The 23135-nt window shown below is 60.3% G+C and carries 18 protein-coding genes and 1 tRNA gene; 11 read left to right on the forward strand and 8 right to left on the reverse strand.

Features of this window, described 5'->3' with window-relative positions:
- Positions 1 to 53: 53 nt before the first annotated feature.
- From B0B52_RS21360 to B0B52_RS21370, 3 genes are read right to left on the reverse strand one after another with little or no spacing between them, the layout of a single operon-like run.
- On the reverse strand, positions 54 to 485 hold the full coding sequence (locus B0B52_RS21360) for a GNAT family N-acetyltransferase (RefSeq protein WP_077595701.1): 432 nt from the start codon (positions 483 to 485) through the stop codon (positions 54 to 56).
- Positions 486 to 527: 42 nt separating this feature from the next.
- Entirely contained in the window at positions 528 to 770 is a 243-nt protein-coding gene (locus tag B0B52_RS21365; RefSeq protein ID WP_077595702.1) for a hypothetical protein, read from the reverse strand.
- Between the two features lie 20 nt (positions 771 to 790).
- Entirely contained in the window at positions 791 to 1480 is a 690-nt protein-coding gene (locus tag B0B52_RS21370) for a ProQ/FINO family protein (protein ID WP_077595805.1), read from the reverse strand.
- Between the two features lie 201 nt (positions 1481 to 1681).
- On the opposite strand from B0B52_RS21370, the gene B0B52_RS21375 reads away from it, so the two are divergent.
- Positions 1682 to 5020 (forward strand): tetratricopeptide repeat protein, encoded by a 3339-nt coding sequence (locus tag B0B52_RS21375; protein WP_077595703.1) that lies wholly within the window; start codon positions 1682 to 1684, stop codon positions 5018 to 5020.
- 140 nt (positions 5021 to 5160) lie between these two features.
- Positions 5161 to 5943, forward strand: coding sequence for a DUF4189 domain-containing protein (locus B0B52_RS21380; protein WP_077595806.1), 783 nt, complete (start codon positions 5161 to 5163; stop codon positions 5941 to 5943).
- A 51-nt stretch (positions 5944 to 5994) separates the two neighbouring features.
- Here the strand turns inward: B0B52_RS21380 and hemH are convergent, their stop codons facing one another.
- A complete protein-coding gene (hemH, locus tag B0B52_RS21385; protein WP_077595704.1) occupies positions 5995 to 7098 on the reverse strand; it encodes a ferrochelatase in 1104 nt (367 codons plus the stop codon).
- Between the two features lie 19 nt (positions 7099 to 7117).
- Here hemH and B0B52_RS21390 point away from each other — a divergent pair, with 19 nt between their 5' ends.
- Positions 7118 to 7828 carry an HAD family hydrolase gene (locus B0B52_RS21390; RefSeq protein WP_139352068.1) on the forward strand — a complete coding sequence of 237 codons (711 nt, stop codon included), beginning with the start codon at positions 7118 to 7120 and terminating at the stop codon, positions 7826 to 7828.
- Positions 7825 to 8481 carry a glutathione S-transferase family protein gene (locus B0B52_RS21395; protein WP_077595706.1) on the forward strand — a complete coding sequence of 219 codons (657 nt, stop codon included), beginning with the start codon at positions 7825 to 7827 and terminating at the stop codon, positions 8479 to 8481. Before B0B52_RS21390 ends, B0B52_RS21395 begins: the two co-directional genes overlap by 4 nt.
- Before the next feature lie 45 nt (positions 8482 to 8526).
- Here the strand turns inward: B0B52_RS21395 and hpnE are convergent, their stop codons facing one another.
- From hpnE to hpnC, 4 genes are all read right to left on the reverse strand, one after another.
- Positions 8527 to 9828, reverse strand: a complete 1302-nt coding sequence (gene hpnE, locus B0B52_RS21400; RefSeq protein ID WP_139352061.1) for a hydroxysqualene dehydroxylase HpnE — start codon at positions 9826 to 9828, stop codon at positions 8527 to 8529.
- A 130-nt stretch (positions 9829 to 9958) separates the two neighbouring features.
- Positions 9959 to 10798: a presqualene diphosphate synthase HpnD gene (gene hpnD, locus B0B52_RS21410; protein WP_077595709.1), complete on the reverse strand. Its 840-nt coding sequence runs from the start codon at positions 10796 to 10798 to the stop codon at positions 9959 to 9961.
- Positions 10795 to 11325, reverse strand: coding sequence for a DUF2867 domain-containing protein (locus tag B0B52_RS21415; RefSeq protein WP_168173608.1), 531 nt, complete (start codon positions 11323 to 11325; stop codon positions 10795 to 10797). The genes hpnD and B0B52_RS21415 overlap by 4 nt, the downstream gene beginning before the upstream one ends.
- Positions 11325 to 12206 carry a squalene synthase HpnC gene (hpnC, locus tag B0B52_RS21420; RefSeq protein WP_077595711.1) on the reverse strand — a complete coding sequence of 294 codons (882 nt, stop codon included), beginning with the start codon at positions 12204 to 12206 and terminating at the stop codon, positions 11325 to 11327. Before hpnC ends, B0B52_RS21415 begins: the two co-directional genes overlap by 1 nt.
- A gap of 119 nt (positions 12207 to 12325) precedes the next feature.
- On the opposite strand from hpnC, the gene B0B52_RS21425 reads away from it, so the two are divergent.
- From B0B52_RS21425 to lon, 7 genes are all read left to right on the forward strand, one after another.
- A complete protein-coding gene (locus tag B0B52_RS21425; RefSeq protein ID WP_077595712.1) occupies positions 12326 to 13495 on the forward strand; it encodes an efflux RND transporter periplasmic adaptor subunit in 1170 nt (389 codons plus the stop codon).
- Between the two features lie 7 nt (positions 13496 to 13502).
- Positions 13503 to 16658: an efflux RND transporter permease subunit gene (locus B0B52_RS21430; RefSeq protein ID WP_077595713.1), complete on the forward strand. Its 3156-nt coding sequence runs from the start codon at positions 13503 to 13505 to the stop codon at positions 16656 to 16658.
- Between the two features lie 201 nt (positions 16659 to 16859).
- A tRNA-Leu gene (locus tag B0B52_RS21435) sits at positions 16860 to 16946 on the forward strand.
- Positions 16947 to 17038: 92 nt separating this feature from the next.
- Positions 17039 to 18349, forward strand: a complete 1311-nt coding sequence (gene tig / locus B0B52_RS21440) for a trigger factor (protein WP_077595714.1) — start codon at positions 17039 to 17041, stop codon at positions 18347 to 18349.
- Positions 18350 to 18464: 115 nt separating this feature from the next.
- Positions 18465 to 19082: an ATP-dependent Clp endopeptidase proteolytic subunit ClpP gene (gene clpP, locus B0B52_RS21445; protein WP_077595715.1), complete on the forward strand. Its 618-nt coding sequence runs from the start codon at positions 18465 to 18467 to the stop codon at positions 19080 to 19082.
- A gap of 120 nt (positions 19083 to 19202) precedes the next feature.
- Positions 19203 to 20468 carry an ATP-dependent Clp protease ATP-binding subunit ClpX gene (gene clpX, locus B0B52_RS21450; RefSeq protein WP_077595716.1) on the forward strand — a complete coding sequence of 422 codons (1266 nt, stop codon included), beginning with the start codon at positions 19203 to 19205 and terminating at the stop codon, positions 20466 to 20468.
- 176 nt (positions 20469 to 20644) lie between these two features.
- Positions 20645 to 23074, forward strand: a complete 2430-nt coding sequence (gene lon / locus B0B52_RS21455) for an endopeptidase La (protein WP_077595717.1) — start codon at positions 20645 to 20647, stop codon at positions 23072 to 23074.
- Positions 23075 to 23135: the final 61 nt, after the last annotated feature.

Below are 23135 nucleotides of genomic sequence, written 5' to 3' on the forward strand. Positions count from 1 at the left end.
CTGGTAGCCACTTTCTTATGAAAAAAGACGAAAACCTGACCCACATCTCATGATCAGGTTTCCTGAAGATACCCTCGCTCCATCGCCAGCGACTGGTTCTCAAAAATCGCCATGGCAGTGCGCATGCGTTTGAAGCCCAGCTTTTCATAAAAGGACTCCTTGCCGGGCACCGCGTACAGAATGATTTTTCGGTGACCGCGCGAGAGATTCACCAGTTTGCCGACGATCTCTTTTCCAAGGCCTGTGCCTTGGTGGCTCGGCATGACCGCGATGTCGCAGATATAAGAGCAGTCCACGCCATCTGCCAGCGCACGGCCCACGCCCACAAGTTGACTGTCTTCGTAAACAAAACATCGGAACATGCTGTTCGTGAACACGGTTTTCAGCCCGGCCGGGCTTTTGTCGCCGAGGGGAGCCACCCGGTAGAGGGCCGAGAGTTCGTCCCAGTCGACCTTGTCGAGCAAATCGGTCCAGACGCGCTGCATGGGATTCTCCTGGTGAAATCGAGACCTGATGGAAGACGGCTCTCAGTCCGGAGCCAGGGCGGTTGCAATCAAGGATTCATCGAGTGAAGCGAAGGTGGTGTTGTGCCGGTCGGTCAGCGGCCCGCCGCCGGGGATCACTTCACCCTGGCTGTCGTAACCGATGGCCTTGAATTTCCATTGCCCGCCGATCAGCTTGAGGTTGCCGACGTGGTCGCCGGTGCCGGCCAAAACACGGTACACGCCGTCATTGACCTTGCTGAGCGTCAAGGGCTGGACGGCTGCCATGCTTGCCTCTTCCTCGCTTCTCAGGCCTTGATCGCCGCGGCGAGTTCGCGCTTGTCAATGCCGTACATGTCGGCAAACTCTTCGGCGGTCTTGCCGCTGCTTTCAAAAGTGCGGCGCAACGCTTCACGTTTGGCCACTTTTTGCTCACGTTCGGCAAAAGCTTCTTCCAGCAATGCAGTGGCCTCAATGTCGTTGGTTTGCACCCGCACCTGGTAGTCCTGCCGGGTCAAACCGCTGGCTTCAAAAGCGGCTATCAACTGCGCGCGGAATTTGGGTCGCAGGTCTTCGCGGGCTCGCGCCTGGCGACGGCGAAAAAGTTCGAGCAAGGTCAGGTAGACATGCTCCGGAGCCACGTCTTCCCCCGGGTTGCCCTGAAGGTCGTGGCGCTTGTGGCCGGCGGCCACACATTGCAGGTAACGCGTGGAGCGTGTGTGAAAACCCAATGCGGCCTTGAGGCTTTCGCGCTGGAAGTGTTCCGGGTGGGCGGCCAGCAGATCCTGAAAAATCCCGAGTTTGAGTGGCAGGAAGTTGGTGCCGAAGAGATGGGGGTAGAGCTCAAACAGTTTTTCCAGAACCGGTTGCACCGAGCGGGTGCGGCCGGTTGCACTTGAGGGCTCACCCGCGGGCCCTGTGGACGGTTGCGCCGCTGCTGCGGGGGCCTCCGCCGGGAGGGTGTCGTCGGGCGCTGTGCTGGCTGCGGAAGGGGTCATGGTCATGGAGCTCATCTTGGGGTCAACCCATGATTGTCGGCGAAATGACCGGATTGCCGCGGGCAGCCTGTTAACGCCCTGGCCGGAATTGTGCGGTTGGAGGGGTGCTGTCCGGGTCGTCCATAATTTGACCGGGCATGCGGAACTGACATTTCGAGGCTTTCTGCTGTCTTTTCGGAAGAAGAATTCAGGCAAATTTTCATGAAACACGGCAGAACCCCGATCCCCCAGCCCAAGCGGCCGGCGCCAGCGCGCCAGCCGTCTGGCGCGGCCGCACAAAACCACGCTGCCAAACTGGCGACGGCCCTGGCGCTGCACCAGCAGGGGCGGCTGGATCAGGCGGCCATGATGTACCAGGAGATATTGCAGTCGCAGCCGCAGCACTTCGAGGCATTGCAGTTACTGGCAACAATTGCGCTGCAACAAGAAAGCCCAGAGGCCGCCGTGGCTCTGTTTGACCAGGCGCTCGCTATCAATCCGCGTCATGCCAGTGCGCTTCACAACTATGGTGTTGCCCTGCGGGATCTGAAGCGTTTTGACGAAGCGTTGGAGAGCTATGACCGGGCTCTCAAGATCCAGCCGAACTATGCGGAAGCACTGAACAGCCGTGGCAACGTATTACAGGACTTGAGGCGTTTTGACGAAGCACTGGAGAGTTATGACCGGGCTCTCAAAATCCAGCGGGACTATGCGGAGGCGCTAAGCAACCGTGGCAACGTATTGCAGGACCTGAGGCGTTTTGAGGAAGCATTGGAGAGTTATGACCGTGCACTTCAAATCAGGCCGGATTATGTACAGGCACTGAGCAACCGCGGCAACACGTTACGGATTCTGAAGCGCTTTGAGGAAGCGCTGACGAGTTATGACCGTTCACTTCAACTCAGGCCGGATTATGTGGAGGCGCTGATTAACCGCGGCAACACATTACGGATCCTGAAGCGCCCTGCGCAGGCGCTGGAGAGTTATGACCGGGCTCTCAAGATCCAGCCGGACTTTGCAGAGGCGCTAAGCAACCGGGGCCTGGTATTGCAAGATATGAAGCGCCTGGAGGAAGCGCTGAATAGTTATGGCCGCGCATTACGGATCAGGCCCGACTATGCAGAAGCCCACTGGAATGAGGGTTTATGCAGGCTGCTGATGGGTGATTTTCCCGAAGGCTGGTCGAAGTACGAGTGGCGCTGGAAAAAAGAACCCGGTAGTTCTTCGGTGAGAAACTTCACCCAACCACTCTGGCTGGGCAAGGAAAAGCTCGAAGGCAAAACCATTTTGTTGCATGCCGAGCAGGGGCTTGGCGACACGATCCAGTTTTGCCGGTATGCCCGGCAAGTGGCGGCTCTGGGTGCGCGGGTGGTGCTGGAAGTCCAGCCGCCGCTCAAGAGGCTGCTTCAGGAAGTGGAGGGTGCGAGCCTGGTGTTGGGCCGGGGCGAGCACCTGCCTGATTTCGACTTTCATTGTCCGCTGATGAGTTTGCCGCTGGCGTTCCACACGGATGTTGGGACGATCACCGGTTCGAGTTACCTGCACAGTGACCCGGAAAAGCTCAAAGAGTGGCAAATCCGATTGGGCAAGACCAGCAGGAAACGAGTCGGTCTCGTGTGGACAGGTAACACGGTCCACACGAACGACCACAATCGCTCCCTTGCGCTGGAGAACGTCAAGGCACTGGTGACGGATCAGGCAGATTTCTATTGCCTGCAAAAGGAATGGCGTTTGGCCGAGCCGCCGGCGTTGGTGAGTGCCTCCGGCATCGAGGTGTTAGGGGACTCATTAGAGGATTTCAGCGACACGGCTGCGGTGGTGGCGCTGATGGACCTGGTGATCACCGTGGATACCAGCGTGGCCCATCTGGCCGGCGCGATGGGTAAAGAGGTGTGGATATTGCTGCCCTTCAACCCCGATTGGCGGTGGTTGCTGGAGAGAAGCGACAGCCCGTGGTATTCACCGGCCAGGCTGTTCCGGCAGCCAGCCCTGGGCGACTGGGCCAGCGTGTTGAAGCAAGTGCAAGCCGAGCTGGGCTCGCGCCTTGCTGCTTCTGAAGGCGGATCCCTCCGACCGGTAGCGCCCCTGCACCGGCAGCCCGGCGCGGCAACACAAAACCATGCTGCCAAACTGGCGACAGCCCTGGCGCTGCACCAGCAGGGAAGGCTGGATCAGGCGGCGGCGCTGTACCAGGAGATATTGCAGTTGCAGCCGCAGCACTTCGAGGCACTGCAGTTGCTGGGAACGATTGCCCTGCAACAGAAAAGCCCGGCCATCGCGGTGGTCTTGCTCGATCAGGCGCTCGCCATCAACCCGCGGCTTCCCAGTGCACTTCATAACCGAGGCAATGCGATGCGGGACCTGAAACGTCCGGCCGAGGCGCTGGCGAGTTATGACGCCGCGCTCACGATCAAGCCGGGTTATGTGGAGGCGCTGAGCGGCCGTGGCAACGCCTTGCATGACCTGGCGCGTTATGAGGAGGCGTTGGCGAGCTTTGACCAGGCGCTTAAGCTCAAGCCGGACCATGCAGAGGCGTTCAACAACCGCGGCAATACGTTGCAGGACCTGAAACGCCCCGATGAAGCGCTGAAGAGTTTTGAAAACGCGTTGCAGATCAGGCCCGATTACGCGGAAGCACACTGGAATGAAGGTTTGTGCAGGTTGCTGATGGGGGACTTCACCGGTGGGTGGCCGAAGTACGAGTGGCGCTGGAAAAGGGAACCCGGCAGTTCTTCATTGAGAAACTTCATCCAACCGCTCTGGCTGGGCAAGGAAAAGCTCGCGGGCAAAACCATTCTGTTGCACGCCGAGCAAGGGCTGGGCGACACGATCCAGTTTTGCCGGTATGCCCGGCAAGTGGCGGCTCTGGGTGCGCGGGTGGTGCTGGAAGTCCAGCCGCCGCTCAAGATGCTGCTTCAGGATCTGGAGGGGGCGAGCCTGGTATTGGGCCAGGGCGAGCGCCTGCCTGGTTTTGATTTTCACTGCCCCCTGATGAGTTTGCCCTTGGCCTTCCAGGTGAACATGGGGTCAATCACCGGCTCGGGTTACTTGCACAGCGATCCGAAAAAATTTGCAGAGTGGCAAACCCGCTTGGGCAATGTCCGTCAAAAGAAAGTAGGCCTGGTGTGGAGCGGCAGCGCGGGGCATCCCCACGATCGCAGCCGCTCCCTGAGCCTGGAGGACATCAAGACGCTGGTGACGGCTCAGGCAAGTTACTACTGCCTGCAAAAAGAATGGCGGCCGGCCGAGCCGCCAGCGTTGATAAGTGCATCGGGCATCGAGGTTTTGGGGGATGCGTTGAAAGATTTCAGCGACACCGCTGCGGTGGTGGCGCTGATGGACGTTGTCATCACGGTGGACACCAGCGTGGCGCATCTGGCCGGTGCCATGGGCAAGGAAGTGTGGGTGCTCCTGCCTTTCAGTCCGGACTGGCGCTGGTTGCTGGACAGGAACGACAGCCCCTGGTATGGCTCGGCCAGGCTGTTCCGGCAGCCTGCGCTGGGTGACTGGGCCAGCGTGTTGATGCAAGTGCAGGCTGTGCTGAAGGCGCGGTTTCAATAGGCCTTCCTGGCCAGGCCTTGTCGCGCCCCCATGTTCATGGGATCCGGATTGTCACCGGCGCCGGTTATTCTCTTCGCAAGGCCTTTATTCGGGGCGCAGCTTTTCTTTTTTATTTGAAATTTTCTCAAGAAGGAACCACCATGATTTCTGGAATCCGGGCTGTTGCAGCCAGACTTTTCTTCACCTTGCTGCTTTCTTTGGCCGGAGGCCAGGCCATGGCGGCAGGTGCGCTGGCGATTGACAGCCTGCAGGGCGAAAAATACGGCTTCTCCTTCAACCATCCCAACTCCGAGCAGGCCGAACAGCGTGCATTGAGGGAATGTGGGTCGGATTGCGCCGTGGTGCTTCGCTTTCGCGCGGAATGCGGCGCCTATGCCGCTGACCAGGCCAAGGGCTCCAACGCCTATGGCTGGGGAACGGGGGCGACGAGTTCCGCCGTCCAGCAGCGGGCATTGTCGGAGTGCCGGGCCAAGGGCGGCTCGAGCTGCAAGGTCCGTTCATGGGGCTGTGACGCCATCAAGGCGTCGTCTGAGCAGGATGCCGGGTCCAGGGAGAACAAGCCGGCCAGCGCGGAATTCCAGATACAGGGCAACTGGCGTGTGGAATACGCAGGGTCGGCCGGCTTTCCTTACAGGGGAACGCTGCAGGTCAATGAAAAAGCCGGCAACGGCATTTACAGGGGTGTGATGGTATTGGCCTACACCAACAACCAGGGCCAGTCCAAGAAGGTCCAGCAGGACGCGCGGGTCACGGTGCGGGGAAATACCGTGATCATCCAGGGCAGCAATCCCGTCTACCTGCAGGGTTCCGGCAACTACGACCCTGACACCTACACCGTGAACATCAGCGGCGCCAACGTGATGCGTGGGGAAAACAACGACGCCGGCGGTGCCGGCGGTGCGGTGGTCATCACCAGGAATTAAACCGGCGGGGCAGCGGTGCGCCCCGGGCGCTTGATGTTTGCTGCGGATGTATTACTGTTTGGCCCCGCGCGCCAGCGCGGCGGCGCGTGAGGCGGCCAGTGCCTGCACATCGGGCGTTGTATGGGTGGGCCAGCCCGACAGGTGCTGCTGCGCAATGTCACTCAGTGCGGCCAGCCATACCGGGTTGTCGTTCAGGCAGGGGATGTAGTTAAAACTCTGCCCCCCGGCACGCATGAAGGCTTCCCTGGCCTCCTGTGCAATTTCTTCCAGTGTCTCCAGGCAGTCGCCTGTGAAACCCGGACAAATCACGTCGACATTTTTAACGCCGGCCCGTGCCAGGGCCACCAGTGTGGGCTCGGTATAGGGCTCCAGCCACTTGGCCTTGCCGAAGCGTGATTGAAAGGTCACGCGGTACTGCTCCTTGCTGAGGCCAAGCTCGGCTGCCAGCAGGCGGGCGGTTTTGTGGCATTCGCAGTGATAGGGGTCGCCCAGCTGCAGCGTGCGCTCGGGCACGCCGTGAAAACTCATGACCAATTTTTCGGCGCGGCCGTTTTTGGACCAATGGGCACGTACACACGCTGACAGCGCGTCAATGTAGCCCGGGTGATCGTGGTAATTGTTGACAAAGCGAAACTCGGGAATGCGGCGTGTTTTTGCGGCCCAGCTGTACACCGCGTCGAACACGCTGGCGGTGCTGGTGCCGCTGTATTGCGGATAGGCCGGCAGCACCAGGATTCGCGTCACGCCTTCAGCCTTGAGCGCATTGAGTTGTGTTGCGATGGACGGCTGGCCGTAGCGCATGGCATAACGTACTTCGACAAAATGATCGCGCTCACCCAGATAGCCGCGCAGCATCGCCGCCTGTTTGGCCGTCCATACCTTCAGGGGGGAGCCGTCCTTGGTCCAGATGCTGGCGTATTTGGCGGCTGACTTTGCTGGCCGCACGCGCAGAATGATGCCGTGCAATACCAGCCACCACAACACCTTAGGAATTTCAATCACCCGTGGGTCGCTGAGAAACTGCGCGAGGTAAGGGCGCAGCGCTGCGGCGGTGGGGGCCTCGGGTGTGCCGAGGTTGCAATACAACACGGCCGTGCCACTTGCGGCGCTGGGCGGCTGTCCATGCACAAAGGTGGGTTCGGGAGAAAAAGACATGGGTTATTCTCCCTTACCTATGCTCGACCTGACAATTATCAAAGCCATAACTCTTGACCTTGACGATACCCTCTGGCCGGTCTGGCCAGCCATAGAGCGGGCCGAAGCCGCACTCGACCAATGGCTGGGACGCTACGCGCCCATGACCGCTGCGCTGTTTGCCAACCCCACGGCCCGCCACGATATCCGTGAACAGATTGTACGAACCCGCCCCGAGCTCAAGCACAACCTCAGCGCCATCCGGCGTGAGGCGATCCGGGTGGCCTTGTACCGCTCCAAGGAAAATCCCTTGCTCGCCGATGAAGCGTTCGAAGTTTTTTATGCCGCGCGCCACGAAGTCACACTGTTTGACGACGCGGTGCTCGCACTCGAGTTTTTCTCGGCGCGTTTCCCGGTGGTGGCGCTGTCCAACGGCAACGCCGATGTGGGGCGCATTGGATTGGGGCCCTATTTCCGTGCGGCTATCAGCGCGCAGGAGTTCGGTGTGGGCAAGCCGGACCCGAGGATTTTTCATGCAGCTGCGGGCGCCGTGGATGTGGAGCCGCACAACGTGTTGCATGTGGGCGATGACGCAACCCTCGACATATTGGGCGCGCTCAACGCGGGCATGCAGACGGTCTGGGTCAACCGGGCCGACCACTTGTGGACGCACGAGGCCACGCCGCACGAAACCGTGACCAGCCTGACCGAGTTGTGCGACATGTTCAGACTTTCAGAGACAAAACCATGACATTGAAGATTTACGGCATTGCGGCCTCGCGCACCTCACGCCCCTTGTGGGTTGCAGAGGAGCTTGGCCTGGTGTACGAGCGCATTGCCCAGCCCTACGAAAACGGCGCAACCCGCACGCCGCAATTCCTGGCGCTTAACCCCAACGGGCATATTCCGGTGATCGACGACGATGGTGTGCTGGTCTGGGAGTCCATGGCCTGTGCCCTGTACCTGGCCGGGCGTTTTCCTGGCGAGGTGCAGGCTTCGCTGGGCGCACTGAACCATGCAGAGCAGGCCGACATCCTGCGCTGGAGCTTCTGGGTTGTCACCGAATGCGAAAAGGATGCGCTGACTTTTCTCATGCATCGCGTGGCCATGCCCGAAGACAAGCGCAAGCCGGAGCTGGCTCGGGAGGCCGAGCGGCGCCTGGCACCGGCGTTGCGCGTGCTGGAACAACACTTGCAGACGCGCAGCTATGTGGCGGGTGAGCGCTTCACCGTGGCCGACATTTGCGTTGCGTCGGTGCTGGCCTGGGCGCAGCGTGCCGAGACCATGGCGCAATGCCCGCGGCTGGCTGACTGGTTGGAGCGTTGCCTGGCGCGGCCTGCACAATTGCAGGTGCGTGTGATGGCCAAGAACGAGCGCCAGAACCCGCCACCGCCAAAAGTTTAAGAAAAAAAGGCCGAATCCCCTTATTCCGCGGGCGCCAATAGCTATCTATTTGGTAGCAAGCTGGGCGGCCTGCAGGCCGGAGCGGACCGCACCTTCCAGTGTGGCCGGGTAGGGGCCTTCCACATAGTCGCCGCAAGCAAGCAGGCCGGGCCGCACCTGGATGGCGGGGCGCTGAAGCCCGGGCAGGCAGGCAAAGGTTGCGCGTTTTTCCACAACGGTTTGCACCGCCTGAAGCCCGGCCTGGCCGAGTTGCCGTTCGCCCTGGCCCAAAATGCGCTGCGTGAGCGCGGCATTGTCAACGCTGCTGGCGCTCACCACAAAGGCCAGCAGGCCCGCCGGGCCGCCGAGCTGACCGCGGTCGAACACGAACTGTGCGGGCGCGTCTCCCTCGGGTGCGCTGGCGCGCAGCGTGAGCATGGGTTGGGCCAGTCGCGCGCCCGGCGAAAAAGCATAAACCGTGGTGATGGCTTCAAACTGCAATGCGCGGGTGTGTGCCAGCCATGACACGCAGGGCAGACCGCAGCTTTCAAGCAGCCGCGCGGCCTCTGCGGGTGGGCAGGCCAGAATCACGCGGTCAAACAGCGCACCATCAACCCGCCAGCCATTAGCGGCGGGCACGACTGATTGCGCGCGGCGGCCCAAGCAGACTTCACCGCCCCGCTGCGCCACCCATGCCAGGGCAGCGTCAGGCAGCAGGGCACTCAGGTCAACCCGCGGCAACAGCAGGTTGGAGCCGCCGGACTGCGCAAACAAGGCGTCGCGCAGCACGCGCAAGTACACCTGGGCGCTTGCGCGGTCGGCCGGGGTGTTCAGGGCCGACACGCACAAGGGTTCAATCAGTGTGGCCATCACTGCCGGGCTCAGGCCGCGACAGAGTTGTGCAACAGTGAGCTCCTGCGCGCACTGGAAGCCGGCGAGTTGCCAGCCCAGCGCGGCACGCAACAGGCCGAGCTTGTCAGGCCAGGTCCAGCCCTGCGCAGTGACGATACCGGCCAGCGCGTCCAGCGGCGCAGGCAGCCGCGGAAAAGTCAGGCCCGCGCCATCGGGGAAGCGCAGAGTCAGTGGCTGGCGCAGCAAGGAGGCGGCAGCGTTCATGCCGACATCGGCCATCAAGCGCAGGGTTTCGCTGTAGGCGCCGATCAGGATGTGCTGGCCGTTGTCCAGCACCAGCGGCGTGCCATCAGGCAACTGGCTTTCAATGCGGCGAGCGCGGCCACCGGCGATGCGCGTAGCTTCGAAGACGGTGACTTGCTGACCCAGCCGTGTGGCTTCAACCGCGGCGGCGCAGCCGGCCCAACCCGCGCCGATAACTGCAACTCTCACCTTGGACCCTGTGGTGCCGCCCAATGCCCCAGAAACAGGCGCTGCCCGAGGTGGGGTATAGACCAGCAGGGGCCGCGGAACCGGCTTTGCCGGGCCGCAGGCGCAGCGGCCCCCTCGGGGGGCAGCGAACCACACGAAGTGGGGAGCGTGGGGGTCATATCCTTCCGAAAGCCTGGGTCTTCCACGCCAGCCAGAACTTGCGCAGCGGCGTGAGGCTGACACGCTGGTGCAGCACCTGGTAGCCGTCGGCTGCAATTTCACGCAGCAGGGTGCGGTAGATGCTGGCCATCATCAGGCCGGGTTTTTGCGAGCGGCGGTCGGCTTCGGGCAGCAAGTCCAGCGCTTCGTCGTAAAGGGCGAGCGTACGGTCCGTCTGGAATTTCATGAGCGCGGTGAAGCGGTCCGAGTACTGGCGCTTGAGGATTTCGTGCGCCTTCACGTCGAACTGCTGCAGTTCGTTGACCGGCAGGTAGATGCGTCCGCGCAGCGCGTCTTCGCCCACATCGCGAATGATGTTGGTCATCTGGAAAGCCAGCCCCAGCTTGTGGGCGTAGGTTGTGGTGGCTTCTTCGGTTTGCCCGAAAATGTGCGCCGCGACTTCACCGACGATGCCCGCCACCAGGTGGCAGTAGGTCTTCAGGTTGGGAAAGTCGAGATAGCGGTTTTGTGTCAGGTCCATCTGGCAACCTTCAATCACTGCCTGCAGGTGCCGCGCTTCGATCTGGTAGCCGGGTGCCAGCGGCATCAGCGCTTTCATCACCGGGTGAGTGGGCGAGCCGGCGTAGGACTTGAGCACTTCGGCTTGCCACCAGGCCAGCTTGGTGTGTGCCACGCCGGGGTCGGTCACCTCATCAACGATGTCGTCGATCTCGCGGCAGAACGCGTAGAAGGCGGTGATGGCTGCACGCCGTTCCCGGGGTAAAAACAGGAAGGCGTAATAAAAACTGCTGCCGGATGCTGCGGCTTTTTGCTGGACATATTCTTCAGGGCTCATGGGCCAGATTCTCGCAGGCTTGCCGCCACGGCTTGCGGCGCACGGCGCATCACCGCGGGGGCGATCACCTTGTGGGCCGGGCCTACAAAAAACATGTAAGTCCGCCCCAAGGTGTTGTGGATGTGGACCACGGTGCTCAGAGTCAGCTTGTCGTGCGTGCCGTCGTGCGTCTCCTTGAGCACCGACAGCCGAGCCACCAGGTGTTTGTCGTCGTCCTGCAGGATCAGCTCATGCGCGTTGCTGCTGACCACCTCAAAAAGCCCCATGCGCTGGCCGGGAAGCGCTTCACCCTCCCGCACGGCTGACATGGCACCCAGGTTCTTCAGGCCGAAGGGCTGAACCACCCGGTTGCGCAGCCACATCAGCTTTTCCACCCATGCAGGCGTGCGCCGGGTGATGGCGCGGTAGATCTCGGTGGCGGTGAGCGCTGAGGCTGGCACCAGCACCTGGTACGCGTCGGCAAAGTCTGCGTTGTGCTGTGTGGTGGCGAGCGGACAGGCCGCGGGAATGGGAACGGATTGAACCATCAGAACAGGGCCTTCCATAAAACAACCACGGCATCCCAGGTGTTGAGCTTGGGGCGCTGCTTCAGGGTGCGGTAGTGCAGCGCTTCGATCTTGTCCAGGATGCGCAGGCCGCCCTGCATCACGCAGCGCAGCTCAAACCCTGCACGCCAGCCGTCGAAGCCGCCCAGCTGCGCGGCCACTGTGGCCGGAAGTTGTATGCCTTTTAGCATGCGGGCCCTTGCCGTGCGGGCGCAAGCAGCTATCAAATTTGTAGTGGAAGGCAGGACTTCCTGCCTGAGCAACTGGCCTTCGTCGACACCGTGGGCTACCCACAAGTCCTGCGGCAGGTAGATGCGTCCGCGTGGAATGTCCACGCTCAGGTCTTGCCAGAAGTTGATCAGCTGCAGGGCGCTGCAGATGGCATCGCTTTGCTGCAGCGAGTCTGCATCCCTTACTCCATACAGATGTAGCAGCAGCCGACCGACCGGATTGGCGGAGCGGCTGCAATAGTCCAGCAACTCGGCTTCGCTGGCGTAACGCTGCTTGACAACGTCCTGTTCAAACGCACTCAGCAGGGCGGCCAGCAAGGGCACCGGAAGCTGGAACTGCTTTAAAACCGGCTGCAGGGCGCCAAACACTTCCGGCCAGCGGGACGAGACGGGATGGCCTTCGGAGGCGGCCTGAAGGTCGGCGCGGTAGGCGGCCAGGTCTTGCAGGCGCTGGGCGGGCAGGGCGTCGCCCTCATCGGCGATGTCGTCGGCGGTGCGGGCGAACCAGTAGATGGCGGCTACCGCGGGACGCAGCCGTGGCGGGCACAGCAGCGAGGCCACGGGAAAGTTCTCATAGTGTTGTGACGGCGCTTGCAGCGTTGCTGCGGTGCCGGTCGGAGGGCCTGGATTCATGGCTGGGATTGTCGCTTGACAAGCCTAGTGATTTACCCTAGATTACTAACCGGTCAGTCAGTAGTACGTCTTTCCAAGCCTGTTTCCAGGTTTTTTGCCACCGCTTTTGTCAACACATCATGAATAAAACCGCATTTGCCATCCTCAGCAGCGCCGTCCTGCTGGCAGCCTGTTCAAAGCCCGCACCGCCCGAAGAGCCGGTGCGCGCCGTCAAGGTGATGACGGTGGGGACGGACTCTTTCATGTCGAACCATGAGTTTGCGGGGGAGGTCAAGGCGCAGGTCGAGTCCCGGCTGGGCTTTCGGGTGGGGGGCAAGATGATCCGGCGCCAGGCCGAACTTGGCCAGCACGTGAAGGCCGGGCAGGTGTTGGCCCAGCTGGACCCGCAGGACTACAAGCTGGCGGCCGACGCCGCGCGAGCCCAGGTGGCGGCAGCTTCGACCAACCGTGACCTGGCTGCAGCCGACTTCAAGCGCTACAAAGAGCTGAAAGACCAGAACTTCATCAGCGGCGCCGAACTCGAGCGCCGCGAAACCACATTGAAGGCAGCCCAGGCCCAGCTGGAGCAGGCGCAGTCGCAATTGGCCGTTCAAGGCAACCAGGCCAATTACGCGGCGCTGGTAGCAGATGTGTCGGGCGTGGTCACAGCCGTGGAGGCCGAAGCCGGGCAGGTGGTGTCGGCTGGCACGCCGGTGCTGCGCATTGCGGCTGACGGCCCGCGTGATGTGGTTTTTTCAGTGCCGGAAGACAAGGTTGCAGCCATCAAGGTGGGTGCACCGGTCAAGGTGCGGGTATGGGCCCAGAACTTGGAGCTGACCGGCAAGGTGCGTGAGGTGTCCGCCAGTGCCGACCCGGCCACCCGCACCTACGCCGTCAAGGTTTTGCTGGACACCAAGGAACCGCCTGTGCTGGGTGCAACGGTTTATGTGCAACCAGAGGGCTTGGCCGCTGCGGGGGTGCAAGTCATCAAGCTGCCCACCACGGCGCTGCGCCAGGAGGGCAAGAACAGCGCGGTCTGGGTGCTCGACAAGGCAAGCATGACCGTGAAGTCGCAAACGGTGCAGATCGCCACGGCCGACGGCAACGAGGCTGTGATTGCGGGCGGCCTGCAGCCGGGCATGCTGGTGGTCAGCGCGGGTGTGCATGTGCTCTCGCCCGGCCAGAAGGTTACGCTTTATCAACCAAAAGTGGCTTTAGCCAACGCTCCGCCTTCGCAGACAGCTATCAATCCGATAGCAAATGCCGCTGCCGCCACCTTGCCGGCCACCGCCGCATCTGCGGCGAAGTGAGGCTGGCATGACGCAAGAACAACCAAAAGACAGTTTCAACCTGTCTAAGTGGGCGCTGGACCATCCGGCGCTGACGCGTTACCTGATGGTGGTGCTGATGCTGCTCGGCTTTGCCGCCTACTTCCAGCTCGGGCAGGACGAAGACCCGCCATTTACCTTCCGCGCGATGGTGGTGCGCACTTACTGGCCCGGTGCCACAGCGCAGCAGGTGGCCGAACAGGTGACCGACAAGATCGAACGTACGCTGCAGGAAGTGCCGTTTGCCGACAAGATCCGCAGCTATTCCAAGCCCGGCGAGTCGCAGATCATTTTCCAGATCAAGGATTCGTCCAAGGCGGCCGATGTGGCAGGCGTCTGGTATGCCGTGCGCAAGAAGGTGGGCGACATGCGCGGCACCCTGCCGGGCGGGGTGGTGGGTCCGTTCTTCAACGACGACTTCGGCGATGTGTATGGCGTGATTTACGCGCTGCAGGCCGACGGTTTCAGCTACGCCGAGCTCAAGACTTTTGCCGACGAGGCGCGGCAGCTGTTGTTACGCGTGCCCGATGTGGCCAAGGTCGAGCAGTTTGGCGTGCAGGACGAAAAACTGTTCATCGAAATCTCGCAAAAGCGGCTGGCCCAACTGGGCCTTGATTTCAACCAGGTGCTCAATCAACTGGGCCAGCAGAACGCGGTGGAGTCCGCCGGTGCGGTGCAGACGCCGTTGGACGTGGTGCAGGTGCGTGTGGCCGGGCAGTTTGAAGCCGTTGAGCAACTGCGGGCAATGCCCATCCGCGGAAACTCGGGCAACCAGCTGCGCCTGGGCGACATCGCCGAGATCAAACGCGGCTACGTGGACCCGCCGGCTGTCAAGGTGCGTCATCAGGGCCGTGAAGTGATTGCGCTCGGTGTGTCCATGGCCAAGGGCGGGGACATCATTGCTTTGGGCAAGGCACTGAAAGCAACCACGGCCCGCATCGGCTCGCGTTTGCCGGCCGGCATCGAGCTGGTGCAGATTCAGGATCAGCCGACCGCGGTGGCTACCTCGGTCAATGAATTCGTCAAGGTGCTGATTGAAGCTGTGGTGATCGTGCTGGCCGTAAGTTTCATCGCGCTGGGCTTTCACCGGCGCCCGGGCCAGCACCCGCTGTGGAAGCGTTATTACATCGACATGCGGCCAGGCCTGGTGGTGGGCATCACGATTCCGCTGGTGCTGGCCGTCACCTTTCTGGCCATGAGTTACTTCGGCATTGGCCTGCACAAAATTTCGCTCGGCTCGCTGATCATCGCGCTGGGCCTGCTGGTGGACGACGCCATCATTGCGGTGGAAATGATGGTGCGCAAGATGGAAGAGGGCTACGACAAGGTGCGCGCTGCGACCTTTGCCTACGAGATCACCGCGATGCCCATGCTGACCGGCACACTGATCACCGCGGTCGGTTTCCTGCCGATCGGCATGGCGAAATCGACGGTAGGTGAATACACGTTTGCGATTTTCGCGGTGACGGTGATTGCGCTGGTATTGAGCTGGATTGTGTCGGTGTATTTTGTGCCCTACCTGGGTACGCTGTTGCTCAAGGCCAAGCCCTTGCCCGCTGGGGGCGAGGCAGACCATCACGAGCACTTTGACACCCCGTTTTACCGGGGCTTTCGCAGCGCCGTGAACTGGTGTGTGGAATACCGCTGGCTCACGATAGGCGCGACGATACTGGTCTTTGCGCTTGGCATTGTTGGCATGGGCAAGGTCCAGCAGCAGTTTTTTCCCGATTCGAGCCGTCCGGAGATCATGGTTGATATCTGGTTCCCGGAAGGCACCGCGTTTGCTGCCAATGAGTTGACCGCCAAGCGCGTGGAAGAGCGGCTGCTCAAGGAAGAGGGTGTCAGTTCTGTCAGCACCTGGGTGGGCTCGGGCGTGCCGCGTTTTTACCTGCCGCTGGACCAGGTTTTCCCGCAGACCAATGTGTCGCAATTCATTGTGCTGCCCAAGGACCTGAAGGTGCGCGAGTCCTTGCGTGTCAAGCTACCGGCCTTGCTGGCCCAGGAGTTTCCCGAGGTGCGCGGCCGCATCAAGCTGCTGCCCAATGGCCCGCCTGTGCCTTACCCGGTGCAGTTTCGCGTTGTCGGCATCGACCCGCTGGTCTTGCGCGACCGCGCCGACGAGGTCAAGGCTGCCATGCGCGAGAGCCCCAACACACGGGGCGTGAATGACAACTGGAACGAGTCGGTGAAAGTGCTGCGCCTGGAAGTAGACCAGTCCAAGGCGCGGGCGCTGGGCGTGACCAGCCAGTCGATTGCGCAGGCGTCCAAGACCATCCTGGCCGGCAGCAACGTGGGCCAGTTCCGCGAGGGCGACAAGCTCATCGACATCGTGCTGCGCCAGCCCATGGACGAGCGCAACGCGATCACTGACATCGCCAATGCCTACTTGCCGACGGCTTCGGGCAAGTCGATCCCGCTGACCCAGATCGCCAAGCCGGTCTTCACCTGGGAGCCGGGGGTGATGTGGCGGGAGAACCGCGACTACGCGATCACGGTGCAAAGCGACATCGTCGAGGGCCTGCAGGGCGCGACGGTGACCAACGAGTTGCTTCCTGCGCTGAAGGCTATCGAGGCCAAATGGCAGAAAAATGGCATGAGCGGCTATCGGATCGAAGTGGCCGGTGCTGTCGAGGAAAGCAGCAAGGGTTCCAGCTCCATCGTGGCTGGCGTTCCCATCATGCTGTTCCTGACCTTTACCCTGTTGATGCTGCAACTGCACAGTTTCAGCCGGGCCATGCTGGTGTTTCTGACCGGGCCACTGGGGATTGCAGGTGTGGCTGGGGCCTTGCTGCTGCTCGGCCGTCCGTTCGGTTTTGTAGCCCTGCTCGGAGTGATTGCCTTGATGGGGATGATCCAGCGGAACTCCGTGATCCTGATCGACCAGATCGAGCAGGACCGCGCAGCGGGCATTCCAGCTTGGGACGCGATCGTAGAGTCTGCCGTGCGGCGTTTGCGCCCGATCGTGCTGACGGCCGCTGCCGCCGTGCTGGCCATGATTCCGCTGTCGCGCAGCGTGTTCTGGGGGCCGATGGCGGTTGCCATCATGGGGGGCCTGATTGTTGCCACGGTGCTGACGCTGCTGGCTTTGCCGGCGATGTACGCCGCATGGTTTCGCGTAAAACGCGAAACACCGGCGTTTCAATAATCCGCCCTGCGGGGCGGCGCGTAGCGCCCAGACCCGCATGGTTTCGCGTAAAACGCGAAACACCTGCCGTTCCGGCGTAAGGCAACTTCCGGGACGGTCGGCGGCCAAGGGGTGCCGATACAGGCTAAAATAGAAAGTTGACCGATTTCAGGCGGGGGTCCGTAAGCCTAAAAGCTGAGGATTCCCGTTTTTGTTTCCGGCGCGCGGGTGGCGAAATTGGTAGACGCACCAGGTTTAGGTCCTGACGGTAGCAATACTGTGCGGGTTCGAGTCCCGCCCCGCGCACCACTTTTGAGTTTTTTCAGGACGATTGCTTGCTGCACAGCCCGGCTGGGCGTGCGCGCAACCCGTCCTTTCATATTCTGGATTAGGAGTAAATCATGGCCGTGACTGTTGAAACCCTTGAGAAGCTGGAACGCAAGATGACGTTGACTTTGCCCGTCAACACCATCCAGTCGGAAGTGGATTCACGGCTGAAACGCCTGGCTCGCACCGTCAAGATGGACGGTTTTCGCCCGGGCAAGGTCCCGATGAACGTCGTTGCCCAGCGTTACGGCTATTCGGTGCATTACGAAGTCATGAACGACAAGGTTGGCGAAGCTTTCTCGGTTGCTGCCAACGAAGCCAAATTGCGCGTTGCCGGCCAGCCACGCATCAGTGAAAAAGAAGGCGCGCCTGAGGGCGAGCTGGCTTTCGACGCGGTTTTCGAGGTGTATCCCGAAGTCAAGATCGGCGACCTGAGCACAGCACAAGTTGAAAAAGTGACTGCCGAAGTCACCGACGAAGCCATCGACAAGACGGTGGATATCCTGCGCAAGCAGCGCCGTACGTTTGCCCAGCGCGCCGGTGATGCGCCTGCCCAAGACGGTGACCGCGTCACCATCGACTTCGAAGGCAAGATTGATGGCGAACCGTTTGCCGGCGGCAAGGCAGAAGCCTTCCAGTTCCTGGTGGGTGAAGGCCAAATGCTCAAGGAATTCGAAGACGCCGTGCGCGGCATGAAAAATGGCGAAAGCAAGACTTTTCCCTTGAGCTTCCCTGCTGACTACCACGGCAAAGACGTTGCGGGCAAACAGGCCGACTTCATGGTCACGGTCAAGAAAATTGAAGCCGCCCACCTGCCTGAAGTCAACGAAGCCCTGGCCAAGTCCCTGGGCATTGCCGATGCCAGCGTTGAAGGTCTGCGCGCCGACATCAAGAAGAACCTGGAGCGCGAAGTCAAGTTCCGCCTGTTGGCACGCAACAAGAATGCCGTCATGGACGCATTGCTGGCGAGTGCCGAACTTGACGTGCCGCAGGCGATTGTGCAGTCCGAACTCGACCGCATGGTCGAGGGTGCCCGTGCCGACCTGAAGCAGCGCGGCATCAAGGACGCTGACAAGGCGCCCATTCCCGACGATATTTTCCGTCCGCAAGCCGAGCGCCGTGTGCGTCTGGGCCTGGTGGTCGCAGAGCTGACCCGTGCCAATGACCTGTTCCCCAAGACCGAGCAGGTCAAGGCCCACGTCGAAGAACTGGCTTCGAGCTACGAAAAACCCCAGGATGTGGTGCGTTGGTACTTCAGCGACGAAAAACGCATGGCTGAGGTTGAGTCTGTCGTGATCGAAAACAATGTGACCAGTTTTGTGCTCGGCAAGGCCAAAATCGTCGAAAAATCAGTCTCCTTTGATGAATTGATGGCGCAGAACTGAAGCGGGTCGCGGGCTGCGGCCCGGCGTTCAGCAGATTTTCCGTTGCAGGGGCTTGCGGCTACGGCTTCAAGCCCCATTTATTTTGGGTAAAGTAGGCCCACAAATTGGAGAACACATGATTTACAGCAGTGCACAGGACATTCAAGGCCTCGGCATGGTGCCGATGGTGATTGAACAGTCCGGCCGCGGCGAGCGGTCGTATGACATTTATTCGCGTCTGCTGAAGGAGCGCGTCATTTTCCTGGTTGGCCCGGTCAACGACCAGACTGCCAACCTGGTCGTGGCGCAACTGCTTTTCCTCGAGAGCGAAAACCCGGACAAGGACATCTCGTTCTACATCAATTCCCCGGGCGGCTCTGTGACAGCGGGCATGGCGATTTATGACACCATGCAGTTCATCAAGGCAGACGTTTCCACGCTTTGCGTCGGTATGGCTGCCAGCATGGGCGCGTTCCTGCTGGCCGCGGGCGCGAAGGGCAAACGCTTTTCCCTGCCCAATTCACGTGTGATGATCCACCAGCCCTCGGGCGGCGCGCAAGGTCAGGCCACGGACATTGAAATCCACGCGCGTGACATCCTCAAGACGCGTGAGCAGCTCAACCGGATCCTGGCAGCCAACACAGGCCAGACCGTTGAGAAGATCGAGCGCGACACCGAGCGCGACTACTTCATGTTTGCCGAAGAGGCGAAGGCCTACGGCGTGGTGGACCAGGTGATTGCAAAACGGGCCTGAAAAAGCCCCGTTTTCCCCTAGTTGCACGACAGCAACGGCGTTTTCTGTAACAGAGAACGCCGTTTTTATTTGGTTATCATTGACTAACATTTCCTCCGGGTATCCAAAGGCATTCCATCCATGGCCGAAAAAAAAGGCTCTACCAGCGAAAAAACCCTGTATTGCTCCTTCTGCGGCAAAAGCCAGCACGAGGTCAAGAAGCTCATTGCTGGACCATCGGTTTTCATCTGTGATGAATGCATAGACCTTTGCAATGAAATCATTCGCGATGAGCTGCCCGCCGGAGACGACGTGCGCGAAACGCGCGGAGATTTGCCGACGCCCCTGGAAATCAAGGCCACGCTCGATGGCTATGTCATCGGGCAGGAACCAGCCAAGCGCACCCTGGCCGTCGCTGTGTACAACCACTACAAGCGACTGCGCCACAAAGAAAAGGCGAAAAAGGACGATGTCGAACTGACCAAAAGCAATATCTTGCTGATCGGCCCTACGGGCTCGGGCAAGACGCTTTTGGCGCAGACGCTTGCGCGCACCCTCAACGTTCCTTTTGTAATGGCTGATGCGACAACGCTGACTGAAGCCGGCTACGTTGGTGAGGATGTTGAAAACATCATCCAGAAACTTCTGCAGAGCTGTAATTACGAAGTCGAGCGTGCCCAGCAAGGCATTGTTTACATCGACGAAATCGACAAGATTTCACGGAAATCCGACAATCCTTCGATCACGCGCGATGTGTCGGGCGAGGGCGTTCAGCAGGCCCTTCTCAAGTTGATTGAAGGCACGATGGCCTCCGTGCCTCCGCAGGGCGGCCGCAAGCACCCCAATCAGGATTTTTTGCAGGTCGACACGACCAACATCCTGTTTATTTGCGGCGGTGCTTTCTCGGGACTGGAAAAGGTCATTGAAAACCGTACGGAATCCTCCGGCATAGGTTTTGGCGCATCCGTCAAAAGCAAGAAGGCCCGCAGCCTGACCGAGGCCTTCAAGGACGTTGAACCTGAAGACCTGATCAAGTTCGGATTGATTCCCGAGCTGGTCGGCCGGATGCCTGTGGTCGCTACCCTGGCCGAGCTGACTGAAGATGCGCTGGTGCAAATCCTGACTGAGCCAAAAAATGCAGTGGTCAAGCAGTTCAGCAAGTTGCTGTCCATGGAAGGCGTGGATCTGGAGATTCGTCCTTCTGCACTGAAAGCCATTGCGCGCAAGGCGCTTGCCCGAAAAACCGGGGCGCGCGGCCTGCGTTCGATTCTTGAGCAATCGCTGATTGACACCATGTTTGATCTGCCCAACACAAGCAACGTGGAAAAAGTGGTTGTTGATGAGTCGACGATTGAAGAAAACAAGGCGCCCCTGCTTGTCTACCGGGAAGCGGCCAAGCAGGCTTGATGCTTTAGATAAGGTGAAGATGACCCGGATCCTGGCCTTGAGGCAGGGCAAACCCGGCCTGTGGCTTGAAAAGTGATCTCTGTCCCCCACTTTTCAAATAATGTTTTCACCGATACGAAAGTTTCATCTGTACGTGCAGGATGAACTTTCGTTAAGGCTTACCTTTAAAGGTTGATATGTCCGCTCAAACTACATTGCCTTCCAGCCCCATCGACCTGCCGTTGCTGCCCTTGCGCGACGTGGTGGTGTTCCCCCACATGGTGATCCCGCTGTTTGTTGGGCGCCCCAAAAGCATCAAGGCGCTGGAGTCTGCCATGGAAGCGGAGCGCCGCATCATGCTGGTAGCGCAGAAGGCCGCAGCCAAGGATGAGCCGTCGGTCGAAGACATGTTCGGAGTCGGTTGCGTCGCTACCATCCTGCAAATGCTCAAACTGCCCGATGGCACCGTCAAGGTGCTGGTTGAAGGCCAGCAACGCGCAACCGTGAACAAGATCGATGAAGGCGAGTTTCACTTCACCGCCAACGTCACTCCGGTGGAGTCGGAGATCCTTGTTCCCGGCGACAAAACCAGTGAGACGGAAGCACTGCGCCGCGCTGTGATGCAGCAGTTTGACCACTACGTCAAGTTGAACAAGAAAATTCCGCCGGAAATTCTCACCTCGATTTCCAGCATCGACGATGCAGGCCGGTTGGCTGACACGATTGCCGCGCATCTACCTCTCAAGCTCGACGCCAAGCAGGTCATTCTGGATCTTGGCAACGTCAAAGCGCGGCTGGAAAACCTTTACGAGCAGTTGGAGCGTGAGGTCGACATTCTCAATGTCGACAAAAAAATCCGTGGCCGCGTCAAGCGCCAGATGGAGAAGAATCAGCGCGACTTCTATTTGAACGAGCAGGTCAAGGCAATCCAGAAAGAATTGGGCGAAGGCGAAGAAGGCGCGGACATCGAAGAGATCGAGAAAAAGATCAAGAGCGCCAAGATGCCTCAGGAAGCGCGCAAGAAGGCTGAAAGCGAGCTGAAAAAACTCAAACTGATGTCACCGATGTCGGCAGAGGCTACTGTTGTGCGCACCTATATTGATGTGCTCACCGGACTGCCCTGGAGCAAAAAAACAAAAATCAAGCACGATCTCGCCAATGCTGAAAGCGTGCTGGATGAAGACCATTACGGCCTGGAAAAGGTTAAAGACCGGATTGTGGAATACCTCGCGGTTCAGCAACGTGTGGACAAGCTGAAAGCACCGATTCTTTGCCTGGTCGGCCCTCCCGGTGTCGGCAAGACTTCGTTGGGCCAGTCGATTGCGAAAGCCACCGGCCGCAAATACGTGCGCATGGCGCTGGGCGGCATGCGGGACGAAGCGGAGATCCGCGGACACCGCCGTACCTACATTGGTGCGTTGCCAGGCAAGGTTCTGCAGAGTCTGACCAAGGCGGGTACACGCAATCCCTTGTTCCTGCTCGACGAGATCGACAAGCTGGGCACCGATTTTCGGGGTGACCCTTCCAGCGCCTTGCTGGAGGTTCTCGACCCGGAGCAGAACCATACCTTTGGTGACCATTACGTCGAGGTGGACTTCGACCTGAGCGACGTGATGTTTGTGGCAACGTCGAATTCGATGAATATTCCGCCAGCCTTGCTGGACCGCATGGAGGTGATTCGCCTTTCCGGCTACACGGAAGACGAAAAAACCAGCATTGCGATGCGCTATCTGCTGCCCAAGCAACTCAAGAACAATGGCGTGAAGGAAGAAGAGCTGGAGATCACCGAACAGGCGGTCCGCGATATCGTGCGTTATTACACGCGTGAAGCCGGCGTGCGTTCGCTTGAGCGTGAGCTGTCCAAGATCTGCCGCAAGGTGGTCAAGGGCATACAGCTCAAGAAAATGGAACCGAAGGTCATTGTTACCGCCGACAATCTCAACGATTTCCTGGGCGTTCGCAAGTTTGACTATGGTCGGGCGGAAGACCACAACCAGATCGGCCAAGTGGTCGGTCTGGCCTGGACTGAAGTGGGCGGCGATCTGCTGACGATCGAAGCTGCGATCATGCCGGGCAAGGGTGTGATCACACGCACCGGCTCGCTGGGTGATGTGATGAAAGAGTCCGTGGAGGCCGCCCGTACGGTCGTGCGTAGCCGGTCGCGCGTACTTGGCATCAAGGACGAGATGTTCGAGAAGCGTGACATTCATATTCACGTTCCTGACGGCGCCACGCCGAAGGATGGGCCGAGCGCCGGTGCAGCGATGACCACTGCCTTTGTTTCGGCTCTCACCGGTATCCCCGTGCGTGGCGATGTGGCGATGACGGGCGAGATCACCCTTCGCGGAGAGGTCACGGCCATTGGGGGGCTGAAGGAAAAACTGCTTGCCGCTTTGCGCGGCGGCATCAAGACCGTCCTGATCCCCCAGGAAAACGCCAAAGACCTGCAGGAGATTCCGGAGAACGTTAAAAACGGGCTGGAAATCGTGCCGGTCAAATGGATTGATCAGGTGCTGCAGATTGCCCTGGTGCGCCAGCCGGTTCCTCTCACCGACGACGAGCCAGCGAGTGCGACGGCTGCGCCACCGCCTCCTGTGGTCGAGGCGGCAGGCAGCATCAAACACTGAGATGCAAATTTTTCAGAGCTCTTCGCAAAGCACAAAAAAGTACGCTATAATTTGAGGCTGT

The organism is Polaromonas sp. A23, assembly GCF_002001015.1.
In the GTDB taxonomy this organism is placed as follows: domain Bacteria; phylum Pseudomonadota; class Gammaproteobacteria; order Burkholderiales; family Burkholderiaceae_C; genus Polaromonas.

Bases quoted from the DNA above. Each gene is read 5' to 3' on its own strand.
- B0B52_RS21360 (WP_077595701.1), bottom strand. From the start codon at position 485: ATGCAGCGCGTCTGGACCGATTTGCTCGACAAGGTCGACTGGGACGAA.
- B0B52_RS21365 (WP_077595702.1), bottom strand. From the start codon at position 770: ATGGCAGCCGTCCAGCCCTTGACGCTCAGCAAGGTCAATGACGGCGTG.
- B0B52_RS21370 (WP_077595805.1), bottom strand. From the start codon at position 1,480: ATGACCCCTTCCGCAGCCAGCACAGCGCCCGACGACACCCTCCCGGCG.
- B0B52_RS21375 (WP_077595703.1), top strand. From the start codon at position 1,682: ATGAAACACGGCAGAACCCCGATCCCCCAGCCCAAGCGGCCGGCGCCA.
- B0B52_RS21380 (WP_077595806.1), top strand. From the start codon at position 5,161: ATGATTTCTGGAATCCGGGCTGTTGCAGCCAGACTTTTCTTCACCTTG.
- hemH (WP_077595704.1), bottom strand. From the start codon at position 7,098: ATGTCTTTTTCTCCCGAACCCACCTTTGTGCATGGACAGCCGCCCAGC.
- B0B52_RS21390 (WP_139352068.1), top strand. From the start codon at position 7,118: ATGCTCGACCTGACAATTATCAAAGCCATAACTCTTGACCTTGACGAT.
- B0B52_RS21395 (WP_077595706.1), top strand. From the start codon at position 7,825: ATGACATTGAAGATTTACGGCATTGCGGCCTCGCGCACCTCACGCCCC.
- hpnD (WP_077595709.1), bottom strand. From the start codon at position 10,798: ATGAGCCCTGAAGAATATGTCCAGCAAAAAGCCGCAGCATCCGGCAGC.
- B0B52_RS21415 (WP_168173608.1), bottom strand. From the start codon at position 11,325: ATGGTTCAATCCGTTCCCATTCCCGCGGCCTGTCCGCTCGCCACCACA.
- hpnC (WP_077595711.1), bottom strand. From the start codon at position 12,206: ATGAATCCAGGCCCTCCGACCGGCACCGCAGCAACGCTGCAAGCGCCG.
- B0B52_RS21425 (WP_077595712.1), top strand. From the start codon at position 12,326: ATGAATAAAACCGCATTTGCCATCCTCAGCAGCGCCGTCCTGCTGGCA.
- B0B52_RS21430 (WP_077595713.1), top strand. From the start codon at position 13,503: ATGACGCAAGAACAACCAAAAGACAGTTTCAACCTGTCTAAGTGGGCG.
- tig (WP_077595714.1), top strand. From the start codon at position 17,039: ATGGCCGTGACTGTTGAAACCCTTGAGAAGCTGGAACGCAAGATGACG.
- clpP (WP_077595715.1), top strand. From the start codon at position 18,465: ATGATTTACAGCAGTGCACAGGACATTCAAGGCCTCGGCATGGTGCCG.
- clpX (WP_077595716.1), top strand. From the start codon at position 19,203: ATGGCCGAAAAAAAAGGCTCTACCAGCGAAAAAACCCTGTATTGCTCC.
- lon (WP_077595717.1), top strand. From the start codon at position 20,645: ATGTCCGCTCAAACTACATTGCCTTCCAGCCCCATCGACCTGCCGTTG.